Here is a 20836-nt window from a genome sequence, read left to right on the forward strand (position 1 = left end):
CGCTAGTAGACTTTATTGGAAATAAAGTTTTTGGGGTTGGAAATTGTTTTGTAGCGCGGCTCCGCCGCGCTACAAAACAATTTCCGATAAGGTCTAGTGTAAGAAATGACGCACACCCGTCAGCGCCATCATTAAGCCCAGTTCATTTGCCGCCTTGATCGAATCCTCGTCGCGAATACTGCCGCCGGGTTGCACTACCGCAATCACGCCCGCATCTGCTGCCGTCCGCACCGAGTCATCAAACGGGAAGAAACCATCGCTCGCCAGAATCGCCCCCTGGCTCTTGTTACCTGCCTGTTCTAGCGCAATCTTGACCGAGCCGACTCGGTTCATTTGGCCGGCACCGATACCCACCGTCGTGCGATCACGGGTTACCACAATCGCATTGGATTTGACATGCTTCGTTACATGCCAAGCAAACAGCATTTCCTCAAGCTGCTCCGCCGAGGGCTTCTTATCGGTAACAATTTGCCAATCGGCGGGATTATCGCCAATATCGTCAGAATCCTGCACCAGGAATCCCCCAGCAATCGAGCGCACCGTCTGATCCGGCCCCTGCTTCAGATCCGGCAGCACCAAAATTCGTAGCTTCGATTTCTTGCTGAGAATCTCCTGCGCCTCCGCATCGCAGCCGGGAGCCACCACGCATTCCAAGAACGTTTTGGTTAACGCCGTCGCCGTTTCCGCATCAATTGGCCGATTCAGCGCCACAATGCCGCCGAAGGCCGAAACCGAATCGGCATCAAACGCCCGCTGATAGGCATCAGCCATATTGTCACCAAAGGCCACGCCGCAGGGATTCGTATGCTTCAGCACTGCTGCCGCTGCCCGTGGAGAATCGGCAAACTCGGCAATAATCCGTCGCGCCGCTTCCAAATCCACCAAATTGTTGTAGCTCAGTTCCTTACCCTGGAGCTGCTGTGCCGCTGCCCAACCCGTCGCCTGATTGCCGCTGCGATACCAAGCCGCTGGCTGATGCGGATTTTCGCCATAGCGGAGGGTTTGCTGCTGCTGGCCTGTCAGCGTAAACCGTTCCGGTAACGCGGGAGCAGTTTCTTGATCCAACTGCTGGTCGCTCAGGTAAGTTGCGATCGCATGATCATAGGTAGCCGTATGCCAGAACGCCTGCTGGGCACAGTTGCGCCGGAAGCTGGGCGACGCCAAGCCATCGTTAGCTTTCAGCTCGTCTAGATAGGTGTTGTATTGATTGGGATTACACAACACTGTCAGATAGGCGTGATTCTTCGCCGCCGCTCGCAGCAGCGTCGGGCCACCGATATCAATTTGCTCAATTGCTTCTGGCAGCGTCACGTTTGGATTGGCGATTGTCGCTTCAAACGGGTAGAGGTTAACCACGACCAGATCGATTGGCCGAATATCGTTATTGGCTAAATCCGCCTGATCCTCTTCCAGAGAACGACGCGCTAAAATACCGCCGTGAATCCGGGGATGCAGCGTTTTCACCCGGCCACCCAAAATTTCGGGCGACCCCGTGTAGTCGGATACTTTCGTCACGGATAGCCCTGCCGCCTGCAGCGCTTTAGCTGTGCCGCCGCTGCTGATCAGCTCAAAGTCAAAATCTGCCACTAGCCGCTGGGCCAGCTCGACGATACCCGTTTTGTCCGATACGCTCAGCAGTGCAAGACGCGCCATATTCATTGCTCCCCAAGATGCTCTTCAACTAAATTCTGAGATAGACCCAAGTTTGTGCATTACTCAGAATAGTAGAAGTTCTGCCGCTTTGGCTGAGCGAACCGAAGACGAATTTAAGGTCTATCAATATGCTGCACGAAAATCTCTGCTGTGGGTTCTAGATTTGCAATGTGCAAAAATATGAGGATATAGGCATTTTGACCGAAATATTGATAGTTACGGCCAGTTAAAAGGGAATTCTTTCCTCGGATAAAATTTTAGCCGGTTGGACTGCCAATGAAATCGTTTCCCCTATTTTCCTGGAAGAGAGGCTCACCGCTTGGCAAACGCTTATCAATTGCCAAGTGGCAGTATGTCTACTATGTGCTGGCTGCGTTTAATTTATTGACTGTCACAACCAGTCTATACCTCAACTATAAAATCATGAGTATCTATGCTCAATCAATTGAGGTCAATCGCGAGTGGGTCACCCGGTTAGAAACCTACTCTAAACTTGGTGAACTGCTGGCCAATCTGAATGTTCCTGGCAATGATGTTTTCAATTCTCAAGATGTTAAGTTGGAGTCTCGTCGATTAGAAGCGGCTCAGGAGATTTATCAGGAGAACCTAGAACGCATTCGATCTGAGCTGCAAACTGAGGTCAATCCTGACCAAGCCCAGGTGCTGCTCAAGGATTTAGACGCGATCGAAACCGCAAAAGCAGACATGCTGAATGAAACTCAACTCATTTTTGCTGATTTTCGCCTTAATCAAGCTGAAATGGCTGCTAAACGGATGGCATTAATGGATCACAAATACCATTATGTCAACGAAACCTTTGCCACCTTTCAGCATGACATCAGCACCGTCCAGCAAAATCTGCTTGATCAGCAAAAGATTGTAGCCGACTCGTTTCGACGCTATGAATCTGCGATCGCAGGGGCCATGCTGCTGATGGTGGGCGGGATTACCGTATATGGGCACCAGCTTGCCCAAAAGATGAAATCGGAAGCCCAGGAAAAAGAACAGTCGATTGCAGAGCTTCAAAGAACAGAAATCCTCTTGAAGGAGCAAACTCAACAGTTGCAACTCACGCTCGATCATCTTCAGAACACTCAGTTGCAGCTGATTCAAAGCGAAAAAATGTCATCGTTGGGACAGTTAGTTGCCGGTGTTGCCCATGAAATCAACAATCCAGTGAACTTTATCCACGGGAACTTAGCGCATGTCCAAGACTATACCCAGGATTTATTAAACTTCGTACACCTGTACCAAAAGCACTATCCCCATCCTGTGCCTGAAATTGAGTCTAAAGCCGAAGTCATTGATCTGCCGTTTTTACAGGACGATCTAGCCAAGACGATTGCTTCCATGAAAATTGGCACGGAGCGGATTCGCCAAATTGTGCTGTCGCTGCGCAATTTTTCCCGCATGGATGAAGCAGAATTTAAGCCCGTCGATATCCATGAGGGCATCGAAAGTACCTTAGTCATTCTGCAACATAGCCTCAAGGCTCGCTCTGAACGACCAGCAATTGAAGTGATTCGAGATTATAGCCAGTTGCCACTCGTGGAATGCTACCCTGGCCAACTTAACCAGGTGTTGATGAATATTCTGACGAACGCAATTGATGCCCTAGATGATGCTCATGCCAAACAAACAGCACCTGCGATCGCAGCTCGTCCCAGCCAAATTACCATTCGCACATCTCTGTTTAATCGCCAAATGCCCGACAGCCAGTGGATCGAAATTGCGATCGCAGATAATGGCCCAGGTATTCCTGAAGCAGTAAAGCAACGGATTTTTGATCCCTTTTTCACAACTAAACGAATTGGCAAAGGCACCGGGATGGGCTTATCTATCAGCTATCAAATTATTGTTGAAAAACATGACGGTCAGCTAGAGTGCAGTTCTAATTTCACACAAGGCACCGAATTCCTGATCAAAATTCCTGTTCGGCAACAGATTTGCCAACCTAAGCCCTCAAGTAAAACGAACAACAGTAGTGCAAGCTCGCATGACAGGCGCTCAAGCCATGACAACGGTTTTAAGTCAACACCATCCAAATCAATCTCTTAACAAATGTGCCGCGTAAAACAGCGGCACACTTTGGTTTAAGGAAGCTTCATCAGGAATTAAATTGCTTTTCAAAAAATAAAACGGTAAATGCAAACATTCATCGATATTTGCGGCAAAATACGGCAAAATCATTCCGGCTCAACTTCCGATCATCGCTCAATTTCGGCAAACGGTTACAAATCTGTCACGCCGTTTTCACACAATTGTCATGTGTTGCATTTAGATTAAGTACAGGTGAATGAACAACCCGGAGCAGTGCGTCGCCATCGGTATTCCCCGGTTCTCACTAGGAACTTAGGCTAGGAGTTTAATCATCGGCGATCGCACGCTCCTTTTTTGTCTTTAAAAGTGCTGAGCGTACCGTGACGTTGGCAGGTACGCCGCTGATTGTGGAGAATTTTGTGCAGGATGCGATCGCATAAGTTCGCCAGCACGACCATCTCAATGACGTGGTGATGTCGCACATAACGGTTTAGTGTCCCAATAGAAAAAGGACTGGCAGCGCCAGTCCTTTTTCTATTGGATTAGGAATAATAGAGAAATTATCGCCAAGTCCGATTTCCTTCATCATCGGTGCGAGCCTGACGAATCACGTCTGAGATTTCTTCAGCGTCTTTCACGTGGTGGAGCGCTTCTTGGCTACCGTCTGGTTCGTTGACAACAAAGTAAGTGGGCACAACAATGTGATCGCCAGTGATGTCTGGAGCGTTAACTGCAACTTGGCGTGCCTTCTCTTCTAAAGACATCGGCCCTTTAACGCGATCACCTGGATTGAGCGTATTGTCTTCTTCCTCTAGCGCTCTCTGCCGTTCTAGCTCTTGTTCAGGGGTGATTTCTTCAGGAGTGAGCGGCTGATGAATCTCTTTAGGTGAGGAAGATTTAGATTCATGCAAGTCATGTAAATTGTGTTCGTGAGTTGCCATATTTGCCTCTAATCTAAAACGAATTTTTTGTAATCACTGCGCTTATTCGTATTAGACCGCAAAGCAAAAGTCGCTGAATCGCCCCAACGTTTGAGACCGGAGCCTTCAGCGACTAGTCGCGAGTTAGATATTTAGAGAACCAAAGAGCGCACCTAAACGGCCAAGAACTCTTGAATCACCTGATTGCTCAGCTCACTGGTTGCCCCCGATGCTACGATGCCGCCCTTCTGCATAGCGTAGTAGTAATCCGCCTGCCGTACAAAGTGCAGATGCTGTTCAACCAGTAGGACAGAAATGCCCGTTGCTTCAATAATTCGGCGCACCGCTCGCTCAATGTCGAGAATAATCGACGGCTGAATCCCTTCCGTCGGTTCATCCAATAACAGAAGCTTGGGCCGACCCATTAGTGCACGTGCGATCGCAAGCTGCTGCTGTTGACCACCGCTGAGATCGCCGCCCATGCGGGGCAGAAACTCATGCAGAATCGGAAATAGCTCAAAAATTTCCGCTGGAATCTGATCTTTACCCCGCCGTCCTTTCGCTTGCGCTTCTAGACCCAGCAGTAGATTTTCTTCTACGGTGATGCGGGGAATAATTTCGCGGCCTTGGGGCACATAGGCGATTCCCTTCCGGGCGCGCTGGTTGGGGCTGAGCCGATTAATTTCCTTGCCCTGATAGCGAATCGTGCCCTGCCGCGACTGTAGTAGACCAATAACGTTTTTCAGCAGCGTCGTCTTGCCCACACCGTTGCGGCCAATCAGGCAGACCATCTGTCCCGCTGGCACAGTTAAATCAACGCCGCGCAGAATGTGGCTTTCCCCGTAGTAAAAGTGCAGATCCGAAATTTGCAGTGTCGGTGCAGTGGTTGTTAAATCTGAGATCGGGTTGGGAATCGTTTGGGTCATGGCTATACACTCGCGTAAACGTCGGCTTCAATCCGCTGCACGGTTTCCAGAGGCAAACCGAGCAGGCTGAGTAATTCCTGGTAGGCTGCAGCTTCGTGGGGATTGATTTGGTTGACCAGAATCACCTGATAGGCCAGGCGCAAAGCGGTTTCGCGGTCTTGATCACTGGTCAAATTCGGCACCAGCTCATCCAAGGGAATGTCGCTGGCCAGATAGTCTCGCAGTTCCGATCTCAGTTGTTCCTGATGCTCGGCATCGTGGGCAAACTCCTGACTCAGCCGATTCAGAATTAGATTCATCTGCTCAGGCGCAAAGTTCCCATCTGACCAAGCCATCGTGGCCGCAATCCGCAAAATTGTCATTTGCTGTTGCGTGATCGAAGGCGCGCTGCCCAGATAAACCTCAATCACGCGCGGGTCGTTCTGCACTTGATTCATCGTGCCTTCGCACAGCACCGAACCCTGATGCAGCACCGTCACCTGCCGCGCAATCTGCCGCACAAACTCCATATCGTGCTCAATCACAATCACCGAATGGCTCTCGGCCAGCGCAATCAGCAAATCTCCCGTCTGTTCTGTTTCTTCATCGGTCAAACCCGCCACAGGCTCGTCTACGAGCAGTAAATCCGGATTCTGCGCCACCAACATACCGATTTCCAGCCACTGCTTTTCACCGTGGGAGAGCAGCCCCGCAGGCATATCTGCTTTGGCCGTCAAGCCAATCGTTTCCAGCAGACCACCAATATTGCGCCGTTCTGCCGTTGAGGTTTTACCAAACAGGGTCGAAAACACGCCCTTGTTGGTATTACTGGTCAGCTCTAGATTTTCGCGCGGCGTTAGGTTCAAGAACACGCGCGGCGTTTGGAACTTGCGCCCAATCCCCATCCGTGCGATCGCATGTTCCGACCGAGCACTCAAATTCTGTCCTTTAAAGTGAACCGTGCCCTCTGTCGGCTGAACTTTGCCCGTGATTACGTCTAAAAACGTTGTCTTGCCCGCTCCGTTGGGGCCAATAATCACCCGCAGTTCCCCTTCTTCCATATGAAAGTTGAGGTCGTTGAGCGCCTTGAAACCGTCAAAGCTAACGGTCAAATGATCAATATCGAGAACGGTGGCTGCCATTTTTCCTCATGCGTCCTGTGATACTTGTCTGAATTAATTCTTGTAGAGCGGACATCGCCCACCCTACTTGGCGTGACTACTTTGGCGTGGCTACTTATGTTCAACCTGTTCAAAGCTTTCGCGTTCCTCTTCCACAGTCGGATCAAGTTCCAAACTGGGATAGGTCATCAGCGGTTCGGGCCGGAAGCGGGCCTTCAAGTCCTTAATGAGCCCAACCAAACCATCTGGCAAGAACAGCACCACAATTAAGAACAGAGCCCCCTGTAAAAAGAGCCAAAACGTGGGAAATCGCTCACTGAAATAAACCCGTGCATACTGGACAATCAACGTTCCCAGCACTGCGCCCATCAGCGTACCGCGTCCACCAACGGCGACCCAGATCACCATCTCAATCGAGAAGGCTACCAGCATCACGTCAGGCGTAATAATCCCCGTCTGGGCGGTATAGAGCGCCCCAGAAATACCCGCCAGTGCCCCCGAAATTGCAAACACCAGTACCTTAAAGCCCGTTGGGTCATAGCCCGAAAACCGCACCCGGTTTTCATCATCGCGGATTGAAATCAACAAGCGACCAAACCGACCGCTAGTAAACCAGCGACACAGTGCATAGGCCAGGATCAAACAAATAATGGTGGTGAAGTAGAACCAAGCTTGCGCCGTTTGAGAACTGGCCAAGACACCAAAGAAGTTAGCGGTATCGGTTTTGAGACCGTTGGTGCCGTTGATGAGTTTTTGCTGACCGTTGAAAAAGTTGTAGAACACGACCAGCGCGGCCTGGGTCAGAATCGAGAAATAAACGCCCCGAATCCGGTTGCGAAAGACCAGGTAGCCCAGCAGTCCCGCCACAATCGCCGGAATTGTAAATAGACCAATGACAGTGACTGGGAAGGAGTAAAACGGATACCAAAAGGCTGGCAGTTCACTCACACCGTAATTGGAGAAGAAGTCAGGAATCTGACCTTCTGGCAGCTGTAAGTTCAGGTGCATGGCAAAGATATAGCCACCTAGAGCAAAAAAGATGCCGTGTCCTAAGCTCAATAGCCCCGTATAGCCCCAGATCAGGTCAATGCCCAGCGCCACAATGCCGAGAGCCAAAATTCGACCCAGTAGCTCTAGGCGAAAGTTTGACAGCACCAGCGGCATGATCACGGCTAGGATAAGTGCGATCGCAATAACGGCTCCCACTTCAATCTTCAATGCCCGCTTTTGCTTCTTCTGCCGCAACTTTCGAGGCTCAATCGTTGGTTCAACTGCAGTTTTAACAGTCATGGTTCTTGTCTCAATGTGTCGTCGTTCAGTTGCCGTAACCCGATCTGCAATGCGTTTACGCCTCGACCATCCGTCCTTTCTGTGGGAACAGTCCTCGCGGCTTGAACTGGAGGAAGATAATAATCAGTGCAAACACCATCACCTTGGCCATGCTGGTGTCGGCAAAGAAGGTAAAGAAATCGTAGAGCGGCTTGGTGGCTCCTTCCGGCGGCAAAATCAGCAGCATCGTCCCGGAGCCAATCAGATATTGGACAATGCCGATACTGAGGGCGGCCACAATCGTACCGACCAAGTTGCCGACGCCGCCCACAACCACAACCATGAAGGCGTCCACAATGTAGTTTGCGCCCAGGTTTGGCCCCACTGCGCCCAGTAGCGTAATGGCACAGCCCGCTAGCCCAGCTAAACCTGAACCAAGGGCAAAGGTAATCGCATCTACCCGCTCAGTTGGAACGCCTAAACAAGCGCTCATGCTGCGGTTTTGGGTAACAGACCGAATTCGTAACCCCCAATTTGTGCCGCGCAGGAACCAGTACACGCCTGCAACGCATACAATCGTCAGCACAATAATAAAAATCCGGTTAGCCGGAAACTGCATAGCGTTCCCGAGAGAGAAGCCGCCCTGTAGCCAACTGGGGGCTTCAACAGACTTGTTCTGCTTACCAAACCAGGCGACGGTGAGCCAGTTGATGGTGGCCCGTTGCCCAGTGGTATAGATGATTGTGCCAATAACGGTGGCAATCACGGCAGATGCGATCGCAAAAATAGCGGTGAGCCGATTCTGTTGCGTCATCCATTCCGGTCGCTGGCTACCAATCTTCAAGGCAATAAAGAACAAAATGCCAAAGACGAGAAGTGCGATCGCCATTGATGTGTTTATGCTGCGCACCAGCTCAATCAGGATCAAGCTCACGCCCCAAGTTGCCAACAGCGTTTCCAGTGCCCGACCGTAGAGAAAGCGAATCACCCAGCGCTCTAACAGCACACCCATTAAGGCCGCCACAATAAACGCCGCAATCAGCGCCGGAAAGATGTAGGTTTTCTGCCAAAACTGTTCAAAGCCCTCACTTATCGGTAGGGAAATTCCCAAATTAGCTGGAATTGTCGGCAAAATTTGCACCACGTAAGTGGTGTAAGCCCCTAACATCATCAGTTCACCGTGGGCCAGGTTAATTACTCCCATCAGGCCAAATACGATGGCCAAACCCAGCGCCACAATCAGGAGCACTGCCCCAATTCCCAAACCATTAAAAATTCCGCTAATCAGTTGCTCAATCACACTCATCCCTCAGCCAACGACAGCTCAGTCCATGCCTTGTTCCAAATCCAACTAGGAAAAACTCAAATCATTTTTTGTGAAAGTTAGGCACAGCCCAACTTTCACAAAAAATAAAACTGGTTTTCATGAGCGGACTTCATATCACAATCAGACTTATGTTTTGGTGAACAGTTGGGATTCTACGCCCTGCCAACCGTTTACCAAAAAATAATCTGCGGTTTTCAAACCAAATTCTGTATCGTTTGTATCGCCCATCTTTTGACCGGAGAAAGCTTGTAGATAACGTTAGGGGATTGACAAAGAGGGAGAGCCGTCAGCTTGATCCCTCTTTCGTCATCTCCTAATGGCGATGTCGGCGTCGCAGCTAATTACAAGCTGCGATCTCAAAACAGCGATATTGAAAACGGCGATTTCAGTATGCAATTGTTCGCACACTGAAATCACCTGTTGAAGACTACCCGCTACGCTTCCGCCTGATACTTACCGCCCTTCGCCGGATCAGACCAGTCACAGGCAAATCCCTTCGTGTCAGGAACATACTGGTTCCAAGGCAGCGGATCAACTGGGCCATCGGTGGATGACACGATCTCGAACATACCGTCATCGCGGATCTCACCGATTCTCACCGTCTTAGAAATGTGGTGATTCGGGTTCATCGTGACTAAGCCTTCGGGGGCGTTAAACGTTTGACCATAGGCTGCTGTCCGCACAGCATTGAGATCGTCAGCTGTTCCAGCTTGCTCAACCGCCTGCTTCCAGAGGTAAACCATGATGTAAGCGGCTTCCATCGGGTCGTTTGTTACCCGATCATCACCATACTTCGCCTTGAAATCTGCCACCCACTTCTCGTTTTCAGGTGTTTCAACGGTTTGGAAGTAGTTCCAAGCCGCATAATGGCCGGTTAAGAAGTCTGTACCGATCTGGCGAACTTCCTCTTCTGCAATGCTCACCGACATAACAGGATACTTGTCTGGAGTCAGACCCGCTGACTTCAACTGCTTGAAGAATGCAACGTTGCTGTCTCCGTTCAGGCTATTGAAGATCACGCCGCCATCGGGTAAAGCCGCCCGAATTTTGGCGATGATTGGAGTAACCTCAGTATTACCCAGAGGCAGATAGTCTTCTCCAACCGTCTCACCACCTTTGGCCGTGAGCTGCTCTTTGATAATTGTGTTAGCTGTACGCGGGAACACATAGTCGGAACCCACTAGGAAGAACTGATTGCCTTTGTTTTCTAGCAGCCAATCCACCGCAGGCTCGATCTGCTGGTTTGGCGCAGCACCCGTGTAGAAAATGTTTTTCGAGCACTCTTGGCCCTCGTACTGAACGGGATACCAGAGCATGTGATCCTTGGATTCAAACACGGGCAGAACAGCCTTACGGCTAGCCGATGTCCAGCAGCCAAAGATCGTTACCACTTGATCCTGGTCAATTAGCTTCTCAGCTTTTTCCGCAAAGGTTGGCCAGTCGGATGCACCGTCTTCCATGACGAACTCGATCTGCTTGCCGAGTACACCGCCGTTGGCGTTAATTTCGTCGATTGCCATCTTCTCAGCATCCACGACGGTCGTTTCGCTAATCGCCATCGTGCCGCTCAGGGAGTGCAGAATTCCTACCTTGATCGTGTCACCACTGCTCGGCGCAGCCCCTGTCGTTTCCCCAGTTGTCTCTTCAGTTGTGGACTCAGCTTCTGTCGTTGCATCGGGACTCGCCCCACATGCCTTCAACAAAATGCTGGTTCCTAATGCAGCAGACCCGTACAGTAAAAATTTCCGTCTACCAAATTGACTTGACATGCAGCGTCTCTCCTGACTCAATCAGCCATTCACCACTACGCGATTGACCTAAATCTCTAAATTCTCAGCAACGAAGCTATCGTTAGGTCAAATACACGTAAGTACACCGAGTGCGATATTAGGCCGATGGTCTAGCAAGAATTGTATTTAACGATACAAATATTCTCTTTCGCGGGATAGATGCCAACTTACAAAATTAACTATCTAAGTTGGATTCAGCTATTTTGAATGAGTCTCTGCACAGGTATGGTTCAGTAATCAGAATCAATAAAAATTCTCAGCAATGCCAAATTTGGGCTCCAAACCTTTAAATTACTTAACAATTGAGGCATTTTTAGCGCTTGGCGTGAGGCTGGAGACGCGCCATTGAGGGCAATGCTATAGCGAGCTGGAATTGAGGCTATCGGCTTCGCCAGGAGTCTGTGGTAGATGCAGTCCACATTCCTGCTTTAAACCTCGGAAGCGAGTATCTCGTTCATCTTCATCGCTGGCGGTGAGAGGACGACTCGAATGCCAATCGCCAACCGTGACGTAGCCTTGATCGAACATGGGGTGATAGGGCAGATCGTGCGTGGTTAAGTATTGATAAATGTCGCGTGAATTCCAGGTGAGAATGGGATGCACTTTATAGATATCGCCTTGCCGAGCTACCCAGCCCAAGGATTGCCGATGACTGGTTTGCTCACTGCGTAATCCAGCCAGCCAAGCTGTCGCGCCCAGTTCCTTCAGGGCGCGCTGCATCGGTTCAACCTTGCGCATGTAGTCGTAGCGGTTGAGATCGTCTAAATCATCTTCTGCCCAAAGCCTGCCGTAGAGGGCTTCCATGCGAGCTGGACTAATAGGAGATTGATAAACCTTGAGATTGAGGTGCAGTCGTTCGGATAGTTCTTCGGCAAATTGATATGTCTCTTTGGGTAAATAGCCTGTATCAACCCAAATCACTGGAATATCTGGCACAACGGATGTGACCAAGTGCAGCATGACGGCGGATTGGATACCAAAGCTAGTACTCAGCACTAACCCCTCGCCAAAGGTATCAGCAGCCCACTGCACTAGCTGAGTTGATGAAAATCCATCTACGTCCTGGTTGACGGCATTTAGATCCAAATCGGGAGGCTGAACCGCATCGCTCAGAATGTGGAGGTCTGAAGATTGCCGATGACGATTATGCTTGATTTGCTGGATAGCAAGTGAATCCATTTTCTCAGCTGTGATCACTCGTCCATTGTGGTCAGAGGTAGTTGGATTCAGATGCGGCATAGGTCTATCTGCGAATAAACGTTGATGGTGTTCAATAATAACCATCTGACTAGTTTATCGCGATGTCTGTTGCTTCAACGTGCCCCGGTATCAGTATTGTGAAATTTCAGTATTGTGAAATGAATGATGGGATTTGGGGCGCTGGGCTAAACGGTTGAGCAGGGGTGAGTGAGGCGAAATTAAATTAAAGATTAAGTCTGGACTGGCTAACGCAATCTGTCGTGTCGGCGCTTCAGGCTGTTCTTGTGGAAGGTTTCGCTTCCCTTGGGCAACCGTAAAGCAGGGGAAACGGTAAAAACCCTGCACCACACGTTAACCAGTCCAGATGAGGCCGCCACTCTGAATAGGTAGTTATCAGAGCGATCACGATCAGCCTCTTTTAATCATTGGCCAAATCATCACCATTTTGATCCCTGACACCGTTCTCCTTCGGGATCAAATGAGCAGAGTAAACAGCAAAATCCCTGCGATGGCCTCTGCAAAAGCCTTTCCAAACTGGAAATGGCTTTGCCTTGCAGTACCTTCATTGTGGCTATTAGTTCCGAAAATGTAATGCAGTTTACAAAAAATCTTAAATATTCTTAGAGTAGTAACGCTGAGAAGAGGTTTAGGGAAGGGGGTGGGATCAGGTACTAGGTGTTGGGTACTAGGTGTTGAATATGTAGGTATAAGAGGGTAGGGATGCAGCTATTCCTGATTTTCCAGTACCTAAAACCTAAAACCCAATATCCAATACCTAGCGCTCTCGATTCTTCATCGTCAACATCAGCTTGACGGCGACTAGCAAAGGCTGGGCTTACGTTGTCCCTGTTGTCGCTGTTGATATTGTTGGCGATTAAAGGTTTTTTGCTCCTCCGTCAGAATGTCGGGTTCAGCAGGTGGTCGCATATCCCACTGCACTTCGGCTAAAAGGAGTAGACAGCCTGATAAAACCGAGCCACTGGCCAGGAACTGCCAGGTCGGGACAAATTGCAGCAGCGGAATTGCCACACAGTGCAATAGTCCAGCAATAAGGAAGGTGCGCGATCGCAACCCGATGCCGGTACAAAAATAGCCGAGTGCGCTCAAGCCCAACCAGAGAGGACAGAGGTGAATCAAAATCCAGACGTTGCTTTGGAAAATGCCGTAGTCGGTTAGGCTGATCCCCAGCAGCATTAGGCCGCTCCAGCAGTAGATCACCCAGCGCAGACGTTCGACTCTGACCCAGAACCAGGCCAAGTTAGTCATGGTTGCGATCGCAACTGCGACCAAAACGGAGCCACCAATGGCCTGAATCCGCCAGTCAATCGGAGCAAACTGGGCAATGCCAAAAATGAGAGCCGTCAGCCAGCCCCAAATGACAAAAATCTGATCGATGCGGGTATACATCAGGGACAGGAGCGTGTACCCCCGGAAACCCCACTGAATTTTGAGTAAGCCTTGCTGATCTTGAATGTCGAGTGCTTCTTGCTTGCAGCGCAGGAGCGGTTCAGTCGGATTGAAAAACGTCATCGGCTAGAGCAAAGATTTAATCTTTAATTTTTGTAAATCACTAGCAAAATTGTAACAAAAAGATACAAGCGCAGGATCAAAAAGTCCTGGATACCCTTTTAAGGGTTTGACTAACCCACCCGTTTCTGTAGGGGCAGGTTTAGCCGTGAGCTGATGATCAACAGCACTCAAGCGATTAACAAAACCTGCCCCTACGGGATGTTGAAACGCGATTAGATTAGCCATTGGCAGAGCAAGAAAGCTGCGATCGCACTGCCGACAGGAACGGTCAAATTATCAATTCCCCAGCGAGAGAAGGCTTCGAGCGTGGTTGCAATCAGGGCGGTGCCGATGGCGACTGAAACTGCGATCTCAAATGGATTGCCTGCCACGAGCAAAATAAGGCTAGTCACAAGGCCACTCATGACAGCCATTGTCAGAGAGCCTTCCCAGCTTTTTTTGATGCCCCACAGTTCGTAGGGGTGAGCGCCGAAGCGTTGCCCAATGAGCGCCGCAAAGCCGTCGCCCCAGGTCATGACCAGAATGCCAATGACCGCAAATTCGGGTCGAGGCATCGGCCAGAAAATGCTGACCAATACGCCAATGCTGACGGCGTAAAAGAAGGTGCCGAGACTGTTACGACCGACGCCGTTAATGCTGGGCAAAATCGGCAAGCGATAGGAAATCAGCGCCACGATGCTAAAAATCACCGATGCGCCGATGCTGACCCAGGCCGGAATTTGCAGCCACCAGGCCAGCAAAATCACGTTACCAGTCCCGATATGCACGATTTTGCGCGTTACCTCTGAATCGAATTTGGTGTAGCGGTTCAGTCCCTCTGCCAGTCCGCCGACAACGCCTAGCCACCCCAAAACGGCAGCGAGTTGAACGCTTAACGGCAGGACGGAGTTAGATTCATTCAATACGGTTAACAGCAAGGGAATCGACTCTCCAAAAACTCATTTTTTACCGTACTACGTTTCTGAATGCTGCTTCTGAACTCCTCTTGCCTCACCTTCTTTGCATCTTATAAATTGTAAAAGTTTGAGATTGATATAAACGCTCGTAACTATTGAGATCCGGTAGATTGTCGAACGGTGATTGTTCTGAGGTTGCGGAACTCAATGTCGAAAGTTGATCCGATAGAACACTGTTGCGTACGACTAATAAGACAGGGTGATTGGCATGAGTTTGAAGCTGATCGGCCAGATCTTCCAGCGTCTGGGGGCGCTTGATTTCGCTGAGACGGCTGTAAACATTGAGGCTTGGTTCGTTGATGCCAAAAGCGATTACCGTTTCGCCACAGGTATCGCAGGTTTCCTGGCGCAAACTTTGGGCCACCGGGCGCAACTGTCCGTCGAGGACTACCGGATCAAGATTCGGCAAGACAGATTGAGTTGCGGTCAGGGCCACGCCACAAAAGACCAGAATACTAATTTGCCAAATCCAGAGCAGACGCGGTTTGACCGTGCAAACTGCGATCGCAACGACTCCGCTGCCATAAATTCCGGCCAAAATCCAGTGCCAGCCCTGGGTTTGAACCAGTTCCTGAATCGCGGGTTCTGGGATAAAGCGAGGGGACAGGAAAACTGCGATCGCAAGTAGTCCATACAGTCCGGCAATGAACCCCAAGCCCCAGCGTAGGCCGCGCGTAGGCCGCTGAATTTGGCGATCCCAGGCTAGGGCACAGAGGTAGGCTAAAGCAGGAAAACCGGGATAGGTGTACCAGGGCAGTTTCGTAGCGGCAATGGTCATGAATAAGGTAATGGCCACAAACCAGAGGCCCATGAAGAGCGTTAACTGTTGGTCGGGTGGTTGATTGCGCCAATAGGTAGGCCGCCACCAGGAAACGGTTGAGGTGATTGCTGTGGGTGGTTGAGCTGAGGATTTAGAGTTGTGGACAGATGCCTGATTGGAGTGCCGAGGCGATCTGTGGGTTGATGGTTGATGGAATACTTGACTGAGTATCTGGCTAAGTGCTGGATCAAGTAATTGAATCAACAGCAGCATGATCCAAGGAAAGAAGCCGATCAGCGTGACTGGAATGTAGTACCACCAGGCTCCGGCTTGATTTTGATTGGGTTCTAGAAACCGATCCAGATTGTTGTAGAGAAACGCCTGCTGCAAAAATTCTTGGCCGTTAACGGCAATGATGGCGATATACCACGGCAGTGCGATCGCACAAAATATTGCGAGTCCCATTAGCCAGGGCGTAGATTGAGACTGCGAAAAACTGCGATCGCGCCCGCTCCGCATCCAAATTCCAAACGGGATCAGCACCAATGCCGCCAGGGCCAGCGCCAGCGGCCCTTTTGACATTACGGCCAAGCCTAGCAGCGCAGAAAACGTCAGGTAGCCCCAGCGTTGCCCCGTGCTGTAGCCCCAAAACCAGGCATAGAGTGCTGCCGTCAAGAAGAAAGTCATCAGTATGTCGTGCTGTCCCACCCGCGCCAGCGCAAACGTGAGCGGATTCGCGGCCAGAAACGTGGCACTGATCAGCGCCACCCGCTCCGAGGCAAATCGCCGCACAAACAGCCAGGTGAGCACAACCAACCCCGTACCCGATAGGGCAGACGGCAGCCGCACGGCCCATTCATTGACCCCAATCAGCCGATAGCCAATCGCCATCAGCCAGTGCAGCAAAATCGGCTTATCGAAATAAATGCCTTCGTTGTTATAGATCGGCGTAATCCAGTCCTGCCGTACCAGGATCTGCCGCGCGATCTCGGCCTGTTTGGACTCCGTAATGCTAAATAGGCTGTAACCACCAAGCTGCCAGCCGAACAGCAGCAGGCAGAGTAAAAGCAGGATGAGAAGTGGTAGTGGAAAAAGTGCGATCGCATTCCGTTGAGTGAGGCGTTTCCAGGCACTGGTGAAACGCGGGTTCCATCGTTGCGTAAGTTGACTAACAGGTCGCGGCATCCGTCGGTATTAGGGCATCCAAGCCAATCAAATACCCCCATTCTACGGACTTGAATGAGAATCAATTGATCCGTTCGGATGTTTATCCTGGCGGGGCTCATTGTGCCCAGTGACAAGCAGTTTGGCCCTGCGAAACAACATGAGGCTGTTTATAGAAGCGTAAGCCACCTTTGCTATTTACTCGTTTTTACAAGGCGTCTTCAAATAGTTAATCCATTCAATTGTGCAAAGTTGGGTAGGCTAGCTGCAGCCGCCTCTTATAAATCTTTTATGTTTGCTAGGCGTCAATGAAACCTGGGGAATTTGCATTACGAATTTGCACATTTTTATAATCTTTTCTTTATTTTCTGATCTAATTGTGTAGGCTGAGTTTTAATTTTTGCGGGCTTAAAATAAACTCCAGCGAAATATTGCAGTCAAGAATAATTACTGCGTTAGGCTACAGGAGATAGTTAAGTATACCCGTTCTACCTCTCAGAACTGATTAAAACTGCGGTGTGTAGCGAATTAATTAAACTTGTAAAAGGTATTAGATAATACTTTTGATTGACGAAATATTTGTTTTTTAGCTCTACCTTCCTTCCACTGATAGAGACGGCCTTCCCCCTCTTCATGAGAAACTGAATCAAGGATTAAACACATAATCCTGTGCCAAAACTTCTGCTAAAAGATCGCAACTGAATGTGTTGACCATGTTTATTCCTATGCAACTAACAGAGCTGATGTCCATCTTCATGACATTAAATTCAGATTGCAAGATTAATTAAAGTCAATCACATCAATAGATAAAACTGCGATTTTTTTATCGCTAAGAATTTTCCTACATCCATAAGAAGATTCTTAGACGAATCACACCCTTGACTGAAGTCTTCCATCTGTTGTCTACATCATTCAACAATGCATTATCAAGATTTCCATCAAAATGTAAGCAGATGTTTCTCTAGCCAGAGTAATAATCGAGCACACTTTATTCGACATATATGTTCACCAGCCTGGTATAAAGTGCAACAAGATCAGTAGCATTTTTAGCGCGTTTATGTAACTATTGCAACCTCATTGTAAAGATAGTTTAATTAGACTTGCCAAAAGCATGAGTTAGCTGCTAACTCAGTACTGACGTTGAAATTGACTTTGCTCAGCAACTGCATCAAATCTAATTTTTATGTTCTTGATTTTAGGCAAAGTCTAGTTTAGTCTCTATCCACGGTGCTTCACCCAACCAGGGTAAAGCTTTCGTTAACTAGGCACCCAGATGGATGGGATTGTAGTTCAGGGAACAGATCGAGTCGTTGGTTCAAGTATTGTTAGCTCAGAGTTCGAGCACGGTGTTCATGTTGATAGCCATTCGTACCGCCTAGAGGGAAATCTCAGGCACGCGGTTAGATGACACGTTAGATAGAGTCTCGTTCAAAGCGAAGCAATACACTACTTGCTCAGATGTCTTGATAATTAGCGCTTGAGTTTTGGGGACGTCTGGGCCGTCATATAGGTCTTGCATGGATCTGCATAGATCTATATCGATGCTTTGTATATCTTGATGAACTAATCCTTAAGATTTCCCAAAATATTTGTCAGGCTTCAGATCCATTTTGGGACTGCCTAGATGGGTATTTCAACTGTCAAGCTCTACCCCAATTTATTTCTGAAAAATACTCCTAATGTTGTATTGACGTTTGATTCATAATGTCTTAGTTTTTCGATACTTTCTGGTTCGCACAATTTGTAAACGTAAGGTAAGGCGCGGCATTCGATATGACAGCCCTCTATAAATTTCAAGCCGATTTTGAAACGAGTTTAGCTGAACTCGATTCTGAAACTGATCACCAAAATGAATTAGAAGAGAATGGGTTGGAAGATACGACAGATACGACTCCAACCGATACTCTAAATGGCTCTTTAGATAACGAAAAAGAAGATACAAACTGGTCAGAAGATGACAGCATCTTGGTTGAATTTTCCGAAGATGGCAATGTTAGTACTTCTGGATATAGCAAAACCATTTCCGATGATGCTGTTGGAGCATTTTTTAAGGAAATGGCCCGCTATCCGTTGCTAAAAGCTGGAGAAGAAATTGAGCTTGCTCGTCAGGTGAAATTTCTGGTTCAGGTGGAAGAAATTCGAGGGGCTTTCAAAGAGAAGTATGAGCGTTTTCCCACGAAGTCGGAAATTGCGGCTCAGCTTGAGTTGACGGAGCGCCAGCTTGATCGCCACCTGCATCAAAGCCGGGGCGCAAAGCGGAAAATGATTCGCTCCAATTTACGCCTCGTCGTGTCAATCGCTAAACGCTATCTTAATCGTGGTGTGCCATTCCTGGATCTTATTCAAGAGGGTGCTCTGGGTTTAAATCGAGCCACCGAAAAGTTTGATCCAGACAAGGGCTATAAGTTTTCCACCTATGCCTATTGGTGGATTCGTCAGGGCATTACCCGCACGATTGCTAACGATGCTCGTACCATTCGACTGCCGATTCATATTGTTGAGAAGCTGAATAAGCTGAAGAAGGCACAGCGCGATCTGCGGCGTGAACTGAACCGCAATCCTAATGAAGACGAGCTAGCGGAAGCGCTGGATATCACGACCGATCAACTGCGCAACTTACAGCAGGTGCGGCGGCGTTCCCTGTCGCTCAACCATCGTGTGGGTAAAGGTGAAGACACAGAGCTAATGGAGTTACTGGAAGACGGCACGTCTCGCTCGCCAGAAACCCAGATGAGTGAAGCGATGATGCGCCAGGAAATCTGTGATGTGCTGGCTGAGGTGCTGACCCAGCGGGAGAAAGACATTATCTCTCTGCGCTATGGTCTAACTACGGGTGAACCCCATACGCTTGAGGAAGTTGGTGGTTTATTTAACTTATCCCGTGAACGAGTTCGGCAGATCCAAACCAAGGCTATGCGTAAACTCCGTCGGCCCCAAGTGGCGTCTCGTCTAAAGGGCTGGCTGCGGTAAGTCCATAAAGAGAATCTGTCTGTCATTTGTCTGCTAGAAGTATCTATCTGCGTATCAGCAAACGAAAAAGCACCCCGTAGAGGAACTGCGATCGCAGTTCCTCTACGGGGTTTCAGTATTTTTGGCTAAACTGCTATCATTTGCTGTCCAACGTTAGTCACCTTCTAGTTTTCTCTGTCGTACCTAGACCTATGTCATCCACCGAAATCACCATTCGCGCTGTCACTCCTACGGATGTAGCCACTGTTTTCCAACTGATTATGGCGCTGGCCGAGTATGAAAAACTGGCCCATGAGGTCACGGGTAGCTCGAAAGAACTGGAGCAAGCGCTATTTGGCGATCGCACCTATGCCGAAGCGATTTTGGCGGAATATGAAGGACAAGCCGTCGGATTTGCCTTATTTTTCTATAACTTCTCGACGTTTCTCACCAAGCCGGGACTGTATCTCGAAGATCTATTCGTTTTGCCGGAGTTTCGGCGGCGCGGCATTGGGCAAGCACTGCTTCGCTACCTGGCACAGCTAGCCCTCGACAATGGTTGTGGGCGCTTTGAATGGTCAGTGCTCGACTGGAATGAACCTGCGATCGCGTTTTATCAACGGATGGGAGCGGATGTTCTGCCAGATTGGCGTACTTGCCGGGTTACGGGGCATTCTCTGATCAAGCTGGCGCAGGTGTAGACGCATTAGAACCGCAGGTAGTGCATCAAATCTGCAGTTAGGGATGGCGGCAACGACAACTGCTGTTGCAGGTCAGCAATATTCTGGAAGCGGCCCTGCCGCTGGCGGCGCTGCACAATCAGACGCGCCAGGTAGAGATCAATGGCAGGAACTTGAGTAAGCTGTTCGACAGATGCCTGATTGACGTTGAGCAAGCAGGGAGACATGACGCTGGCGGTATCGTAGTAACAGAAGCGCAGCAGCGGCTGCAGCGGCTGCAGTTGCTGCAGAGAAACGCCCAGGGCTGCTGCTAGATCCTCTAAACAGTGGAACTGTACGCCGCTTTGACTAAGCTGTACCAGCGATCTCGCTTGCCGGATGGAAATTCCCGGTAGCCGCAGCCAGTCGTCTACGCTGGCCTGATTCACATCAATGCAAACGCCCATCTGCACCGCCTGCTGAATATCAGCCACGGTCTGTAGCCGATGGTAGGGATTCTGTTGGAGGGGATGGGGCTGCGATCGCAACTGCTGGCGCAATCGATTTTTCCAAGCGGCAAACATAGGATCAAG

Annotated in this window: 17 protein-coding genes; 3 read left to right on the forward strand and 14 right to left on the reverse strand. The window is 49.5% G+C overall.

Annotated elements, in window-relative coordinates; translation table 11 throughout:
• Nucleotides 1-93 precede the first annotated feature (93 nt).
• Nucleotides 94-1653 (reverse strand): bifunctional phosphoribosylaminoimidazolecarboxamide formyltransferase/IMP cyclohydrolase, encoded by a 1560-nt coding sequence (purH, locus tag AC286M_RS10775; RefSeq protein ID WP_488204385.1) that lies wholly within the window; start codon nt 1651-1653, stop codon nt 94-96.
• A gap of 276 nt (nt 1654-1929) precedes the next feature.
• On the opposite strand from purH, the gene AC286M_RS10780 reads away from it, so the two are divergent.
• On the forward strand, nt 1930-3711 hold the full coding sequence (locus AC286M_RS10780) for an ATP-binding protein (RefSeq protein WP_488204386.1): 1782 nt from the start codon (nt 1930-1932) through the stop codon (nt 3709-3711).
• 311 nt (nt 3712-4022) lie between these two features.
• On the opposite strand, the gene AC286M_RS10785 is transcribed toward AC286M_RS10780, so the two are convergent.
• The 12 genes from AC286M_RS10785 to AC286M_RS10840 all read right to left on the reverse strand — a co-directional run bounded on the left by AC286M_RS10785 (nt 4023) and on the right by AC286M_RS10840 (nt 16656).
• Nucleotides 4023-4145 (reverse strand): hypothetical protein, encoded by a 123-nt coding sequence (locus AC286M_RS10785; RefSeq protein ID WP_488204387.1) that lies wholly within the window; start codon nt 4143-4145, stop codon nt 4023-4025.
• 108 nt (nt 4146-4253) lie between these two features.
• Nucleotides 4254-4634, reverse strand: coding sequence for a hypothetical protein (locus AC286M_RS10790; RefSeq protein WP_488204388.1), 381 nt, complete (start codon nt 4632-4634; stop codon nt 4254-4256).
• Nucleotides 4635-4786: 152 nt separating this feature from the next.
• A complete protein-coding gene (gene urtE, locus AC286M_RS10795; RefSeq protein WP_488204389.1) occupies nt 4787-5539 on the reverse strand; it encodes an urea ABC transporter ATP-binding subunit UrtE in 753 nt (250 codons plus the stop codon).
• Between the two features lie 2 nt (nt 5540-5541).
• On the reverse strand, nt 5542-6660 hold the full coding sequence (urtD, locus tag AC286M_RS10800; RefSeq protein WP_488204390.1) for an urea ABC transporter ATP-binding protein UrtD: 1119 nt from the start codon (nt 6658-6660) through the stop codon (nt 5542-5544).
• A 90-nt stretch (nt 6661-6750) separates the two neighbouring features.
• The gene (gene urtC / locus AC286M_RS10805; protein WP_488204391.1) at nt 6751-7929 is read right to left on the reverse strand and encodes an urea ABC transporter permease subunit UrtC; all 1179 of its coding nucleotides are present in this window, start codon (nt 7927-7929) and stop codon (nt 6751-6753) included.
• 55 nt (nt 7930-7984) lie between these two features.
• Nucleotides 7985-9208, reverse strand: coding sequence for an ABC transporter permease subunit (locus AC286M_RS10810; RefSeq protein WP_488204392.1), 1224 nt, complete (start codon nt 9206-9208; stop codon nt 7985-7987).
• A 461-nt stretch (nt 9209-9669) separates the two neighbouring features.
• The gene (gene urtA, locus AC286M_RS10815; RefSeq protein ID WP_488204393.1) at nt 9670-10938 is read right to left on the reverse strand and encodes an urea ABC transporter substrate-binding protein; all 1269 of its coding nucleotides are present in this window, start codon (nt 10936-10938) and stop codon (nt 9670-9672) included.
• A 444-nt stretch (nt 10939-11382) separates the two neighbouring features.
• Entirely contained in the window at nt 11383-12264 is an 882-nt protein-coding gene (locus tag AC286M_RS10820) for a phosphoadenylyl-sulfate reductase (RefSeq protein WP_488204394.1), read from the reverse strand.
• Nucleotides 12265-13044: 780 nt separating this feature from the next.
• Entirely contained in the window at nt 13045-13755 is a 711-nt protein-coding gene (locus tag AC286M_RS10825; RefSeq protein WP_488204395.1) for a hypothetical protein, read from the reverse strand.
• Between the two features lie 3 nt (nt 13756-13758).
• A complete protein-coding gene (locus tag AC286M_RS10830) occupies nt 13759-13980 on the reverse strand; it encodes a hypothetical protein (RefSeq protein WP_488204396.1) in 222 nt (73 codons plus the stop codon).
• The gene (locus tag AC286M_RS10835) at nt 13968-14657 is read right to left on the reverse strand and encodes a diacylglycerol/polyprenol kinase family protein (protein WP_488204397.1); all 690 of its coding nucleotides are present in this window, start codon (nt 14655-14657) and stop codon (nt 13968-13970) included. The genes AC286M_RS10830 and AC286M_RS10835 overlap by 13 nt, the downstream gene beginning before the upstream one ends.
• An 88-nt stretch (nt 14658-14745) precedes the next feature.
• Nucleotides 14746-16656, reverse strand: a complete 1911-nt coding sequence (locus AC286M_RS10840; RefSeq protein WP_488204398.1) for an ArnT family glycosyltransferase — start codon at nt 16654-16656, stop codon at nt 14746-14748.
• Between the two features lie 1752 nt (nt 16657-18408).
• Here AC286M_RS10840 and AC286M_RS10845 point away from each other — a divergent pair.
• Both AC286M_RS10845 and AC286M_RS10850 read left to right on the forward strand, forming a co-directional pair.
• Entirely contained in the window at nt 18409-19605 is a 1197-nt protein-coding gene (locus tag AC286M_RS10845; protein WP_488204399.1) for an RNA polymerase sigma factor, RpoD/SigA family, read from the forward strand.
• Nucleotides 19606-19796: 191 nt separating this feature from the next.
• Nucleotides 19797-20285 carry a GNAT family N-acetyltransferase gene (locus AC286M_RS10850; RefSeq protein ID WP_488204400.1) on the forward strand — a complete coding sequence of 163 codons (489 nt, stop codon included), beginning with the start codon at nt 19797-19799 and terminating at the stop codon, nt 20283-20285.
• A 5-nt stretch (nt 20286-20290) separates the two neighbouring features.
• On the opposite strand, the gene AC286M_RS10855 is transcribed toward AC286M_RS10850, so the two are convergent.
• A complete protein-coding gene (locus AC286M_RS10855; RefSeq protein WP_488204401.1) occupies nt 20291-20827 on the reverse strand; it encodes a helix-hairpin-helix domain-containing protein in 537 nt (178 codons plus the stop codon).
• Nucleotides 20828-20836 lie beyond the last annotated feature (9 nt).

The organism is Thainema salinarum CENA647 (assembly GCF_057732415.1).